Annotated in this window: 13 protein-coding genes and 1 pseudogene; 3 read left to right on the top strand and 11 right to left on the bottom strand. The window is 69.7% G+C overall.

Annotated elements, in window-relative coordinates; genetic code table 11:
• Window positions 1-49 precede the first annotated feature (49 nt).
• Window positions 50-1,339, top strand: coding sequence for a M20/M25/M40 family metallo-hydrolase (locus MQH10_RS06985; RefSeq protein ID WP_242563348.1), 1,290 nt, complete (start codon window positions 50-52; stop codon window positions 1,337-1,339).
• 3 nt (window positions 1,340-1,342) lie between these two features.
• Here the strand turns inward: MQH10_RS06985 and MQH10_RS06980 are convergent, their stop codons facing one another.
• From MQH10_RS06980 to MQH10_RS06935, 10 genes and pseudogenes are all read right to left on the bottom strand, one after another.
• Entirely contained in the window at window positions 1,343-3,214 is a 1,872-nt protein-coding gene (locus tag MQH10_RS06980) for a DEAD/DEAH box helicase (RefSeq protein WP_242563347.1), read from the bottom strand.
• A 113-nt stretch (window positions 3,215-3,327) separates the two neighbouring features.
• Window positions 3,328-3,519: a hypothetical protein gene (locus MQH10_RS06975; protein ID WP_242563346.1), complete on the bottom strand. Its 192-nt coding sequence runs from the start codon at window positions 3,517-3,519 to the stop codon at window positions 3,328-3,330.
• A 169-nt stretch (window positions 3,520-3,688) separates the two neighbouring features.
• Window positions 3,689-5,772, bottom strand: a pseudogene (gene cckA / locus MQH10_RS06970) (cell cycle histidine kinase CckA).
• Between the two features lie 147 nt (window positions 5,773-5,919).
• Window positions 5,920-6,993 (bottom strand): flagellar biosynthesis protein FlhB, encoded by a 1,074-nt coding sequence (flhB, locus tag MQH10_RS06965; protein ID WP_242563345.1) that lies wholly within the window; start codon window positions 6,991-6,993, stop codon window positions 5,920-5,922.
• Between the two features lies 1 nt (window position 6,994).
• The gene (gene fliR, locus MQH10_RS06960) at window positions 6,995-7,753 is read right to left on the bottom strand and encodes a flagellar biosynthetic protein FliR (protein WP_242563344.1); all 759 of its coding nucleotides are present in this window, start codon (window positions 7,751-7,753) and stop codon (window positions 6,995-6,997) included.
• Between the two features lie 4 nt (window positions 7,754-7,757).
• The gene (gene fliQ, locus MQH10_RS06955; RefSeq protein WP_242563343.1) at window positions 7,758-8,021 is read right to left on the bottom strand and encodes a flagellar biosynthesis protein FliQ; all 264 of its coding nucleotides are present in this window, start codon (window positions 8,019-8,021) and stop codon (window positions 7,758-7,760) included.
• A 64-nt stretch (window positions 8,022-8,085) separates the two neighbouring features.
• Complete coding sequence (locus tag MQH10_RS06950; RefSeq protein WP_242563342.1) at window positions 8,086-9,633, bottom strand: glycine betaine ABC transporter substrate-binding protein; 1,548 nt, start codon at window positions 9,631-9,633, stop codon at window positions 8,086-8,088.
• Window positions 9,630-10,400: an ATP-binding cassette domain-containing protein gene (locus tag MQH10_RS06945; RefSeq protein ID WP_242563341.1), complete on the bottom strand. Its 771-nt coding sequence runs from the start codon at window positions 10,398-10,400 to the stop codon at window positions 9,630-9,632. The genes MQH10_RS06950 and MQH10_RS06945 overlap by 4 nt, the downstream gene beginning before the upstream one ends.
• A gap of 39 nt (window positions 10,401-10,439) precedes the next feature.
• Complete coding sequence (locus MQH10_RS06940; protein ID WP_242563340.1) at window positions 10,440-10,712, bottom strand: hypothetical protein; 273 nt, start codon at window positions 10,710-10,712, stop codon at window positions 10,440-10,442.
• Between the two features lie 116 nt (window positions 10,713-10,828).
• Window positions 10,829-11,038, bottom strand: coding sequence for a cold-shock protein (locus MQH10_RS06935; RefSeq protein ID WP_242563339.1), 210 nt, complete (start codon window positions 11,036-11,038; stop codon window positions 10,829-10,831).
• Between the two features lie 376 nt (window positions 11,039-11,414).
• Here MQH10_RS06935 and MQH10_RS06930 point away from each other — a divergent pair, with 376 nt between their 5' ends.
• Both MQH10_RS06930 and MQH10_RS06925 read left to right on the top strand, forming a co-directional pair.
• Window positions 11,415-11,672, top strand: coding sequence for a hypothetical protein (locus MQH10_RS06930; protein ID WP_242563338.1), 258 nt, complete (start codon window positions 11,415-11,417; stop codon window positions 11,670-11,672).
• Window positions 11,673-11,840: 168 nt separating this feature from the next.
• Window positions 11,841-12,521 carry a class I SAM-dependent methyltransferase family protein gene (locus MQH10_RS06925; protein WP_242563337.1) on the top strand — a complete coding sequence of 227 codons (681 nt, stop codon included), beginning with the start codon at window positions 11,841-11,843 and terminating at the stop codon, window positions 12,519-12,521.
• A 128-nt stretch (window positions 12,522-12,649) separates the two neighbouring features.
• Here the strand turns inward: MQH10_RS06925 and MQH10_RS06920 are convergent.
• A partial coding sequence (locus MQH10_RS06920) for a hypothetical protein (protein WP_242563336.1) occupies window positions 12,650-13,344 on the bottom strand: 695 nt, incomplete at its 5' end.

The raw sequence follows: 13,344 nt of genomic DNA, 5'->3' as shown, positions 1-13,344 counted from the left end.
CGCTTGGCGGGCTTTGGGCTATCAGGAGCCGAACCACAAAGGAGCGCCCATGCGCGTCGTCACCGCCCTGCTCGTGTCCGTCGCCCTGTCGGGGCTCTCCACCGCTGCGTCGGCTGCGCCGACGCCGGATCAGACCGTCGGCAAGATCATCTCCAGCCCGGCCTTCAAGACCGCGGTCCAGACCCTGGCCGACCAGCACGACCAGACGGTCGCCGACATCATCACCCTGACCGAGATCCCCGCCCCGCCCTTCAAGGAGGCCGCGCGCGGCAAGGCGCTGCTGGCCCGCTGGAAAGCCGCCGGCCTGACCGATGTCGAGATGGACGCCGAGGGCAACGTCACCGGCGTGCGCCCCGGAACCCGCACCAAGGGCAAGGGTCCCTACGTGGTGCTGGCCGCCCACCAGGACACCGTCTTTCCGGAAGGCACCGACGTGAAGGTCCGCCGCGAGGGGACCAAGCTGATGGCCCCCGGCATCGGCGACGACACCCGCTCGCTGGCCGTGCTGCTGGCCTATATGCGCGCGCTCGACGCCGCCAAGATCCGCACCAAGGCCGATGTGCTGTTGGTGGCCAATGTCGGCGAGGAGGGTCCGGGCGACCTGCGCGGCGTGCGCTACCTGTTCAACAAGAGCGCCTATAAGGGTCGGATCAGCGCCTTCTTCTCGATGGATAGCTACGACCCGGCCGGGATCACCGACCAGGGCGTCGGCTCCAAGCGCTATCACGTGATCTTCCGCGGCCCGGGCGGCCACAGCTATGGCAGCTTCGGGATCGTCAATCCGATGGCGGCCATGGCGAAGTCGGTGGTCGATCTCTATGCGGTGGACACGCCCAAGAGCCCCAAGACCACCTATTCGGCCAGCGTCACCGGCGGCGGCACCTCGGTGAACTCGATCCCCAACGAGGTCTATATGGACTTCGACATGCGCTCGGAGAGCGCCGCCGAACTCGCCAAGCTGGACGCGAAGCTGACCGCCATACTGGACGGCGCGGTGGCCGGCGAGAACGCCGCCCGCTCCACCAGGTTCGGCAAGGTGAGCTATGAGGCCAAGCTGATCGGCGAGCGGCCGGCGGGGCGCACCGATCCCCAGACCGACATCGTCCGCCTGACCCACGCCAGCGTGGCGGCCCTGGGCTTCACGCCCGACCACGGGGCCTCCTCGACCGATTCCAATGTGCCCATGAGCCTGGGCATTCCGGCCGTGACGATCGGGTCGGGCGGCACGGGCGGACGCGCCCACGCCCTGGACGAATGGATCGACGTGGAGAAGTCCGCCAGCGTCAAGGGCATGCAGGTCGGGCTGGCCGCCCTGCTGGCCGTGGCTGGCGTGGACTAGACCCTAGTCCTTGCGGCGCGGCGGGCCCTTGAAGGGCTTGCCGCCGCCCTTGCCGGGCGAACCCTTGCGCGGACCGTGCGCCGAGGGCGGGCCCGAGCGTTCCGGACGGTCGCCGCGATCGGGGCGGGCGTCGTTGGAGGGCTTCTTCTTGTTAAAGGGCTTCTTGACGTAGGGGGCCCCGCCCTGGGGACGCGGACCGGGGGGCGCCGAGGGTTCGATGCGGATGTCCTCGCCCTCGGTCGCCTTGATGGCCGAGCTGAACTTGGCTTCCGCGCCCTTGGAGATCTCGAACTTGGTCTCGTTGTCGAAGATGCGGATCGCGCCGATATCCGGCTTGGTCACGTGGCCCAGGCGGCAGATCAGCGGGATGAGCCACTTGGGGTCGGCGTTGTTCTTGCGGCCCACGGTGACGCGGAACCAGACCACGTCATCGGGCGACAGGCGGTCGGGCTTGCCGAACTCGCGCTCGGCGCGGTCAGGACGATCGCCCCGGTCCGGACGCTCGCCGCGCTCGGCGCGGTCCGGGCTCCAGCGGTCGCCCTTGGCCGAGCTGCCGCGGTCGCGCGGATCCTCGAACAGGTCTTCCGGCGACGGCAGGCGGGCGCGGTAGAGGCGGATCAGGGCGGCGGCGACCTCTTCCGGGCTCTTGGTCTCGAGCACCTTGGCGGCCAGGGCCAGATCCTCCTCGGCGGCCGGCTCAGCCAGGATGGGATCCTCCAGCAGGCGGACCTGGTCCTTGGCGCGGATGGCGTCGGCGGTGGGGGCGGCGCCCCATTCGGCGTCGATATTGCCCGACGACAGCAGCATCTCGGCCTTGCGACGGCGGGTATAGGGCACGATCAGCACCGACACGCCCTTGCGCCCGGCCCGGCCGGTCCGGCCCGAACGGTGCAGCAGGCCGGCCTTGTTCACCGGCAGGTCGGCGTGGATGACGAGGCCCAGGTCGGGCAGGTCGAGGCCGCGGGCGGCGACGTCGGTGGCGACGCAGACCCGGGCGTGACCGTCGCGCAGGGCCTGAAGGGCGTCGGAGCGCTCGCGCTGGCCCAGCTCGCCGGACAGGCCGACGACCGAGAAGCCGCGCTCGCGCAGGGCGGCATGCATGTGGCGCACGCCGTCGCGGGTGTTGCAGAACACCAGGGCGCCGGGGGCCTCGAAGAAGCGCAGGACATTGACGACCGCGTGCTCGACCTCGTTCGGCGCCACGCGCATGGCGCGGTATTCGATGTCGCCGTGCGGCTCGTTGCGCTGGATGGTGTCGATGCGCATGGCATCGCGCTGGTAGCGGCGCGCAAGCGCCGCGATCTCCTTGGCGATGGTGGCGGAGAACAGCAGGGTCCGGCGGCCTTCCGGCGCGGAGTCCAGGATCTCCTCAAGGTCCTCGCGGAAGCCCATGTCGAGCATCTCGTCCGCCTCGTCGAGGACGACGACGCGCAGGGCCTTGGAGTTCAGATTGCCGCGCTCCAGGTGGTCCTTCAGGCGGCCGGGCGTGCCGACCACGATGTGGCAGCCAGCGGCCAGCGCCCGCTGCTCGCGGCGCGGATCCATGCCGCCGACACAGGAGACGACGACCGCGCCGGCGTCCTTGTAGAGCCAGGTCAGTTCGGCGTTGACCTGCAGGGCCAGCTCGCGGGTCGGCGCGATCACCAGGGCGAGCGGCGCGCCGGGATTGGTCAGGCGATCGGCCTCGCCCAGCAGGGTTGGGCCGAAGGCGAGACCGAAGGCCACGGTCTTGCCGGAGCCGGTCTGGGCCGAGACCAGCAGGTCGCGGCCGGCGGCTTCGGGCGCCAGGACGGCGGCCTGAACGGGGGTGGGTTCCGCATAGCCTTGAGCCGCGAGCGCGCGCTCCAGGGCGGGATGGGTGGCGGGAAATGGCATGGAGTGTCCTTCGTCCCGCGACACACACAGAAACAGCGCGGGGGCGCCTAATGGGCCCATGTGTCGTCGGGAGCAAGACATAATGTCCCGCACCCTCTGCGGCTGAGGGACGCTCAGGCCTTCTGGCGCAGGGCGTCATCCCCCCGGATGATGCCGGCGACGGCGCGTCGCAACTGATCTCTTTGAGGGGCGTAGGCGTCCATGACGACCCCGGCGATGCGCTCGGGGGTGATGCGGACCATCTTGCGCTCGCCGACCTGAGGCTCGGCGGGCCGGGTCGGAATGGCTTGCGTTTCAGCTTTCACGACGTTCTCCGGAAGTGTTCCAGAATGAGCCAGCCGCAAACCGGCCACTCATTTCAGGTATAACGCTCAACCAGACTAGCAAGTCTCAGTTAATCCAGATTTCACGCGCGCGAATATTTCGCAATAACACGTATCTCCAAAATGAGTACTCCCATTTTGGGGGATGCGGTCAAGCCGCCTTTTGCAGCTCCTGTTTCACACGCTCCGCCAGCGTCTTGATATCGATCGGCTTGGGCAGGAACGAGATATTGGCTTCCCCTTCCAGCAGGTTGGAGAACTCGGCCTCCGCGTAGCCGGAGATGAACATCACCGGCGCGCCGCCCAGATAGACCCGGGCCGCCTTCAGAAGGTCGGGACCCTGCATGCCGGGCATGACCACGTCGGAGATCATCAGGTCGATGGAGCCGGCATGCTCCTCGGCCAGTTCGAGGGCCTCCTCGCCGGACGCCGCCTCGATCACCTCGTAGCCGCGGGCGCGCAGCAGCTTGGCCGCGACGCCGCGCACGGCGTCCTCGTCCTCGACGAACAGGATCCGGCCGGCGCCGGAGAGGTCGCGGGCCTGGGGCCGGGCGGGCTTGGCCAGGGCCGGGGCAGGCGCCGCGCCGACGGCGGGCACATGGACCGGCAGGAAGATGCGGAAGGCGGCCCCGTCGCCGGGCTTGGAGGCCACCGCGATCCAGCCATCCGACTGCTTGACGATGCCATAGACGGTGGCGAGCCCCAGGCCCGTGCCCTCGCCCACCGGCTTGGTGGTGAAGAACGGGTCGAAGATCTTGTCCATGACCTCGGGCGGGATGCCGGGGCCGTCGTCGGAGACCTCGATCAGGGCCTGCTCGCCTTGGGCGGTCGGATAGCCGAGCGCGTGGGCCTCGGCCTCGGACAGCCGGGCGGTGCGGATCTTGACCCTGGAGCCGCCGAACGAGCGGGCGGCGTCCCGGGCGTTGACCGCCAGGTTCATGACCGCCGTCTCCAGCTGGCCGCGGTCGGCGCGGACATGCGGCAGGTTGCGGCCGTATTCGGTTTCCAGCGTCACGTCCTCGTGCAGCACGCGGCGCAGCAGCACCTCGAACTCGCTGATCAGCTCGCCGAGATCCAGGATCTCGCGCTGGACCGTCTGCTTGCGCGAGAAGGCCAGCAGCTTGCGCACCAGGTCGGCGGCCCGCGTCGAGGTCTGGCGGATCTCGTTCAGCCCCTCATAGGAGGGGTCGCCCACCGGGTGGCGGCTGGCCAGGACGTCCAGCTGCATGAAGATGGCGGTGAGCAGATTGTTGAAGTCGTGGGCCACGCCGCCGGCCAGCTGGCCGATGGCCTGCATCTTCTGGCTCTGAGCCAGCTGCAGCTCGATCTGCTTCTGCTCGGAGACGTCGACCAGATAGGCGACCCAGCGGCCCGAGCCCTTGGACAGATAGAGGTGGGCGATCTTGGTCGGATCGTTGGCCAGGCGCACTTCGAGCGCCGCGCCGCCGTCGTCGAGCTTGCCGCGGGCGTCGGCGCGCGAGGCCGGCTCGATCAGCTCGCCGAACACCGACCCGACGCCGGCATAGCCCGGCAGGGCCGCGAGCGTGGGGTTGGCCTCAATGATCGTCGCCTCGAAGGGATCCTCCCCCTCCAGCAGGGCGGCGCCGAAAGGCGAGGCGGCGGCGAAGGCGTCGAGCACCTTGGGCGGCGGCGGCTTGGCGGTGGTGAAGGCGGTCAGCACCTCGGCCGCGGCGCGCGGCAGGGACAGCTGGTCGGCGGGGGCGCCGGCCAGGCGGACCAGATAGCGGCGCTCGCCCAGGGCGGCGACCGTCGCCTGGTGCTCGGTTCCCTGGGCGCGGATCGAGGCGTGGCCGAAGCCCTCGCGCCGGGCGGCGGTGAGGGCCGAGAACAGGCTGGAGGCCGAGGCGCCGGTCTTGGGCAGGCGGGTCGCGGCGCCGAGCACCTCGCGCCAGCGGGCGTTGGCGGCCTGGATGCGGCCGTCGGCGGCGGCGATCGCCGCCGGCTCGGCCAGGGCGTCGATCAGCTTGTCGGCGCCGGGCTCCTGGTCCGCATGGCTTTCGGCCGAGGAGCGCAGGACGAACAGGCCGAGGCAAGAGACCCCCGCCAGGCCGATCAGCAGCAGCAGGCCGGCGAGAGTCGCCGGGCCGGCGTTGAGCGCGGGCGCGCCGGCGAACATCACAGCCATGATGAAAACACCACCGCGGCCGCGGTCAGCGGATCAAAGCGACGCTTCCCTGTCTCCTGGGCGTCCGTGCGGTGGCTCAGCTCGGCCATGGGGTATCCCAGCCGTGGGTCTTGGGAGAGGGCCGAGGCCCCGTTCGAATCACTCATAAGCATAGACTCGTAAGGGTATTTCGCCGAGCGGCGACACACCCGCCCAGATTGTGGATTTCCAGGCGTGAAAAGGGGTTGCGGCGGGGCTCATGCGGCGTTCGCCGAGAAGCCGGCGCCGTTCATCAGGAACCCGATGATCTTGGCCACCGCCTCGTAGTGCTTGGGCGGAATGAAGTCGTCGACCTCGACCGCCGCATAGAGCGAACGGGCCAGCGGCGGATCCTCGATGACCGGCACCCCGGCCTCCTCGGCCACGGCGCGAATCTTCAAGGCCAGCGAGTCCAGCCCCTTGGCGACGCAGACCGGCGCGCCACCCTCCCCGGCCTCGTACTTCAGCGCGACGGCGTAGTGGGTCGGGTTCATGACCACCACCGTGGCGGTCGGCACCGCCGCCATCATCCGCCGGCGCGAGCGCTGGATGCGGATCTGCTTCTGCTTGGCTTTGACGTGGGGATCGCCTTCGGTCTGCTTGTAGTCTTCCTTGAGCTCCTCCTTGCTCATCCGGTGGCGCGCCATGAAGCGCTGGCGCTGCCAGAACCAGTCGAAGCCGGCGATGACCAGCAGGAAGCCGCCGATCGAGAACACCAGGCGACGCAGGATGTCGCAGAGGTAGGGCAGGATCGCCAGCGCATCCATGGCCGCCAGGCCCGGCATGTCGGCAAGCCGGGGCTTCACGACCATCCAGGCGATCCAGCCGACCAGCACGACCTTCACGATCGACTTGGCGAACTGCATGATCGAGTCGACGCCGAACAGCCGCTTCAGGCCCGACATGGGCGACAGCTTGTCGAAGCTGGGCGCGAGCTTGCTGGGAGTCCACAAGAGCCCCGTCTGCATGACATTGCCCGCCACCCCGGCGATGACCGAGGCGGCCAGGACGGCGGCCAGCATGGGCACGGCGGCCATCAGCGCCTGATGGGCGACGCCCACGCCACCGCCCCCGCCGACCGAGAAGGCCTCGGGATGCTCCAGGAACGGCTTGAGGGCGACGGCCATGTCGCGGCTCATCCAGCCGCCCGCCACGGCGATCACCGCCGCCGCGGCCATGAACGAGGCCAGCTGCGGCAGGTCCGGCGTCTTGACGACATCGCCCTTGGAGCGGGCGTCAGCCAGTTTTCGGGCTGTTGGCTCTTCTGTTTTGTCTTCGGGATCGTCCGCCAAATCAGCCTCCGAAGACGCCGAGAAGGTCGCGATACCCGTTCACCCAGACCATGCCGACCGTGCCCAGGCTGAGCGCGAAGATCGACAGTCCCAGAAGGACGATCAGGGGCGAAGCGACGAAGAACACCTGGAACTGGGGCATCACCCGCCCGACCAGGCCGGTGGCGACGTTGAACACCAGGGCGAAGACGGCGACCGGCGCCGACAGCTGGACGCCCATCTTGAACGCGCCGGACATGGTGCGGACCGCCAGCTCGCCGGCGTCGGCGATCGGCACGGCGTGGCCGAAAGGGAACAGGCTGTAGGACCGCACGATGCCCGCCAGGAACAGGTGGTGCAGGTTGGTGGTCATGATCAGCACCGTGCCGATCAGGCTGAGGAAGGTGCCGAGCGTCGTGGAGTTCTGAGTGATGCCCGGCGCCGCGGTCTGGGCGAAGGACAGGGTGGTCTGGATCGAGACGATTTCCCCGGCCACCGCGAGCGCCATCATGAACAGCCGCAGGATGGAGCCGATCATCAGGCCGATCAGGATCTCGCCGATCATCGCGCCCGCCATGGCGCTGACCGTCCCCGGCACCGCGGGCAGCACCGGCGAGACCACCGGGACCAGCATCAGGGTCAGGAGGAAGGCGAAGGCCATGCGGATGCGGGCGGGCACGACCGTGTCCCCCAACCCTGGGATCAGCATGATCAGGGCCGCGAGCCGGGCGAAGATCAGGCCGCCGGCATAGACCTGCTGAGCTGTTGCGTAGGACTCCACGGCCCTACATGGCCGCGATGCGGGCGGCGATATGCTGCATGAAGCTGTTCATCAGCGCGCCCATCAGCGGCAGGAAGAACAGGAGCGAGATGAACACGGCCACGATCTTGGGCGCGAAGACCAGGGTCGCTTCCTGGATCTGGGTCAGGGCCTGCATCAGGCCGATGGCCACGCCGACCACGAGGCCGACGATCAGCACGGGCGCAGACAGTTGGATGGTGAGCCAGATGGCGTCGCGACCGACGTCCAGCACCTCGGCGCCGTTCATGGAGGCCTCTCGGATAAGCGTTAACCTTAACGCCGCGACCATCGCGCGACATGGTTAACGAAGCCTAACGGAAGCCCTTTTCAAGGGTCCGCGCGGCTTGCGCCGGGGTGAGTTTCCCCTGGTCGCGGTCGAGGCTGTAATTGGCCGCCCGCATGGCGCGAACGTCGACCGCGCCGACCAGGGGCTGCAGCGCGGCGATCAGCCGGCGGTCCCCCGCCCGCTTGGGCGAGACCAGGATGACCGCGTCATAGGGCGGCAGCGCGCCCTTGGGGTCGGTGAGCACGGTCAGGTGGTCGGCGGCGATGCGGCCGTCCGAGGAGAAGGCCGAGATCACGTCGGCCTCGCCGCCGCCCAGCGCCCGGTACATGAAGGTCGGCTGGAACGAGCGCTTTGCCTTGAACTGGAAGCCATAGGCGGCGTCGACCGCCTTCCATTCAGGCCGCGACAGGAACTCGATGTCCGTGCCGAGCGTGAGGCTGGGCGCCGCACGGGCGAGATCGGCCAGGCTGGTCACCCCCAGCGCCTGGGCCCGGTCGGTGCGCATGGCGAAGGCGTAGGCGTTCTCGAAGCCAAGGGAGCCCAGGACGATCACGCCGTCGCGGCGCTTCAGCTCCTGGGTCAGGCCGGCCAGGACGGCGGCGCGGCCCGGATTGTCCTGGCGCTTCAGCACGCTGGTCCACAGGGTCCCGGTATAGTCGACATAGACGTCGAGTTCGCCGGCGGCGAGCGCGCGATAGGCCACGGCCGAGCCGAGATCCTCTTTGCGGCTGACTTGGGCGCCGATCTTCTCCAGGCGGTCGGCCATCAGTTCGGCCAGGATGTACTGTTCGGAGAAGTTCTTAGCGCCGACCACATAGGCCGCCTTGCCGCCGAGGTGGACGATGGGGGCGATGGCGAGCGCGCAGCCCAGGACGAGCGCGCCGGCGCCCAGCCCGATGCGGCGTCCGTCGCGGCGCGCGAAGCCGGCTTCCACCAGACCCAGGAGCTGGTCGACGACCAGGGCCAGGACCGCCGAGGCGGCGCAGCCGAACAGGACGGAGACCCAGTTCTCGGTCTGCAGGCCGGCGAAGATATAGTTGCCGAGGCTGGTCTGGCCGACGGGGGTCGACAGGGTGGCCGCGCCGATGGTCCAGACCGCGGCGGTGCGCACCCCGGCCATGATCACCGGCATGGCGAGCGGCAGCTCGACCTGGAACAGCCGCTGCGAGGGGGTCATCCCCACCCCATCGGCGGCCTCGCGCACGGCGGGGTCGACGCCGAGGATGCCGGTGGTGGCGGTCCGCAGCATGGGCAGCATCGAATAGAGGGTCAGAGCCAGCAGCGACGGCAGGAAGCCGAGCGCCGAGAAGCCGTGGCCGATCAGCCCCTGGAACAGCGCCGAGAGGCCCAGCAGCAGGGGATAGAACAGGGCCAGCAGGGCCAGGCTCGGTATGGTCTGAATCAGGCCGGCGAAGGCCAGGACCGGCCAGCGCAGGCGGGGGCTGCGGCTCGCGACCACAGCCAGCGGCAGGCTGATCGCCACGCCCAGCAGCAGGGCGCTGGCGCTGAGCAGCACATGCCAGCCGAGATAGTCGGGCAGCAGGGCCCAGGCGGCGGCCAGGGCGGGGCTCATGAGCCGAGCCCCAGGCGTTCGGCCAGGCGCGCGGCCTGGCGGCGCGGGGCGTCCATCAGGGCGCGGACCTTGGGCTCGGCGCTGGCGGCCAGCGCCTGGGGCGGGCCGTCGGCCAGAACCACGCCGGCGTCGATCACGACGATCCGGTCGGCCAGCAGCACGGCCTCGGCCATGTCGTGGGTGACCATCACGGTGGTGAGGCCCAGCCGCTCGTGCAGGGCCCGGACATCGGTCCCGAGCGCGTCGCGGGTGATGGGATCCAGCGCCCCGAAGGGCTCGTCCATCAGCATGACGGCGGGCTCGGCGGCGAGCGCGCGGGCGACGCCCACCCTCTGGCGCTGGCCGCCGGACAGGGCGGCGGGCGCGCGGCCCGCGACCTCGCGCGGCAGGGCGACGAGATCGAGCAGGGCCTCGACCCGGGCGGCGATCCGGGCCGGGTCCCAGCCGAGCAGCTTGGGCGTGATGGCGATGTTCTCGGCCACAGTCAGGTGCGGGAACAGGCCCACCTCCTGGAACACATAGCCGATGCGGCGGCGCAGGACGTGCGGCGGGACGGCGCGGGCGTCCTCTCCGTCGATGCGGACCTGGCCGGCGTCGATCGCGGCCAGGCCGTTGATGGTCTTGAGCAGGGTCGTCTTGCCGGACCCCGAGGCGCCGACCAGGGCCACGAAGGTCCCGGCGGCTATGGCGAGGCTCACGCCGCAGAGCGCGACATGCCCGCCATAGGTCTTGCGGACCTCGAGGAGTTCGATCTTCGCGTCTGCCATGGGAGAATTGCTAGCATGGGTTTGGACGCGGCGCGCGACCTAGAGTTCGGTCGGGTCGTCGTCGTTGGCGGGCTCCTCGTCGGCCTCGTCAGCCTCAAGCTCGGCCGAGGCGGCGGCCGCGGCGGCCTGGACCTTGGCCTTGCGGGACTTGGGCGCAGGCGTCTTGGGGGCGGGCTTGGCGGCCGCGCGCTGGGCCAGTTCGGCGTCGATCAGCGGCAGGAGGGCCACGGCCTGCTCCTGCTGGCGGGCCACGGCGGAAGCGGTGAGACGCTGGGCGTTCTGGCGCAGGTTCGCCAGTTCGGAATCGTCCATTCCCGGGATCATGTCGGCTATGGCCATGAGGTTTCTTTCTGGCGGAGGCGCGGCGACAGGCCGCGCGGAACAGGGCCGGCGCAGGACGCCCCGACCCTGTGGTAACGCGCAGCCGGTCAGACCGACTTCAGATTGACCGCGTTTTCCTTGCCCGAGCGCGAGTCGCGCTCCAGGTCGAAGCCGACCTGCTGGCCTTCATTGAGCGAATTCAGGTCAGACCGCTCGAGGGCGGAGATGTGCACGAACACGTCCTTGCCGCCGTCATCGGGCTGGATGAAGCCGAAGCCCTTGGTGGGGTTGAACCATTTGACTGTTCCGGTCGCCATGACGGCCTCCGTATCGCGTGGGGCCGCCGGAAAATCCCGGCGGGCCATCGAGTCTGGAAGGGTCGGCGTCCAAGATTCGCCACGCGGGGGGACGGCCTTTAGAGCGTTGCGCAGCAGATATCGACGCCGCCGTCATAGGTCTATTCCGCAACGCCCGCCAGAAATCTGTCGCCCGGGCCTCGATTTAATTTCTCCAAGGCCAGATCGATCCGCGCGAAGACATGCCGCCCGGGACAGAAAACGCGACGGATTTCAGCCACAACGACGGAATTTTTCCGATCCCAAGGCGCAAAATACGTGCTGCGTGGCCGGAAAATACTCAACCTCCGCCGGACCGGGGCTGTTCATGGAGGGGGAATAGGCGCAAGGTTCGGCCATGCGCGCAAACCCCATGCCCAAGACCGCCCGGCAGGCCATCATCAGCCTGCGCAAGGAAATCGAAGCCGCTCGCGCCGAGGGCGTGAACCTGGACTCCTTCGTCGTCCGCCTGACCCCGCGCGACGATTCCGCCCTGAAGCGCGACCCGGAAATCCCGGTCACCGACATCAGCTTCGCCAATGGCGAGATGCGTTTCCTGGGCGTCCGCGTCCTGAAGGGCGCCGTCAGCTGCCTGGAGCCGAGCCCCGCCGAATAGGCCCGGGCGCCGCGATCGGGGGCCCGCCTCCAACGCCTCTGCCGTCGGGGCGACACTCGAACCGGCCTTGTTCGGCGCCTAAGCTCATGGGGGCCGTCCCTTTGACGCGCGCCAGCTCTTCAACCTAGAGTACGCAGGGTTCGACATCACCCTCGCGGAGCGCCCGTCATGGACTGGCAGGTCTGGCAAGACGCCTATGACAATCCAGACTCGGCCTTGGCGCGACGGCTGCGGGCCGTTCAAGCGCGGATTCGCGACGCTCTGGATGACGCCCCGCCGGGTCCGCTTCGCGTTGTAAGCCTGTGCGCCGGCCAAGGGCGCGATCTGCTGGAGGTGCTGGCCGAGCACCCGCGGCGTGCCGATGTCCGGGCGCGGCTGGTCGAATTGGATGAGCGCAACGCCGACTGCGCTCGGGAAACGATCCGCGCCTTCGGGCTGCATCAGGTCGAGATGGTGACGGGCGACGCTTCGCTGACCGATCACTACCAGGGCATGACGCCCGCTGACCTGGTGCTGGTTTGCGGGCTGTTCGGCAACATCACCGACCCTGACATCGAGCGGGTGATCGACACCTGCCCCCAGCTCTGCGCGACCGGTGGGATCGTGGTGTGGACGCGCCATCGCAAGCCGCCGGACAGGGTTCCGCTGATCTGCGACAGGTTCGAACGCCGCGGCTTCGAACTGCAGTGGCTCTCCGACCCGGACGCCGGGTTCGGCTTAGGCGCCCACCGGTTCGCGGGGACGCCCGAACCGCTGGTCGCCGGTCAGCACATGTTCCGGTTCGTGGGCTATGACAGGCTGAGGGTCGGTGAGGCCCAGGGGGCGCAACGCCCGGATCTCGAGCGCTAAGGAACCGCGACCTCCGGCGGCGGCGGAACCGGCGCCTCGACCATGGCCATGCACTTCTGGGGATCGAAAGCCGGGTTCGCGGCCCTTGGCCCACACGGGCTGGCCGCCAGGGCGGCAGCGCCGTCGGATCATGGCGAGGGCGGCGTGGAGGGTGCGGCGTCCGGCAGGGCGACCACGGGGGTTTCCGGCGGCTCGACCCCGTTGGCGAGCCAGTCCGAGCAGGACAGTCGCACAGACTGAGGCGTCCGAGGATCAACGCATTGGGCGACCTGCCGGGCGTTGTTCCGGCGCGCACGGGCATAGACCTGGTCGAGACCGGGCGCCTCGCGGGCGCTGTCGCGGACCAGGGTGCGGACGGCGGAATCGTCGGCGGCGTGGGCTCTCATCCAGGCGGCGACCGCGGCGTCCTCCGGGGTGGGAGCGTGGCCGGTCGCGGGGGCCCCCTCCCCCGCGTCGCCGGCATGGCTGGCGAAGCTGTCCCCGCCCAGGGCGCCCAGGCCCGCGACGCTCATCGTCCCGCCGAAGGTGAAGCTCGGCCGGGCGGCGAGGGTCTCGGCCGCCCAGGTCGTCAGCTTGCGAGCGCCGTCGGCATAGGCAGGCGCCAGGGGCGGCGCGCAGCCGAGGGCGCGGGCTTCGGCCTTGAGGGTCGCCTTGGCGTCCCCCAGCTTGGCCGAGGACAGGCCGCTGAGATAGAGCGCCATGGCGGGGCAGCCAGCGGCGGTGATGGGGTTGAGCAGGCCAAGCGCGCCCCGCCAATCCTCGGCGCGGACCTTGATCAGGGCCGGGCCGAGGTCGGGTTCGGCCCGGGCCGGCAGGGCGGCCG

This window comes from Phenylobacterium aquaticum, from assembly GCF_022695515.1.
Taxonomy (GTDB): Bacteria; Pseudomonadota; Alphaproteobacteria; order Caulobacterales; family Caulobacteraceae; genus Phenylobacterium; species Phenylobacterium aquaticum.
Note: the sequence above shows the minus strand (reverse complement) of the source record. Positions and strands in the feature narration are given on the sequence as shown.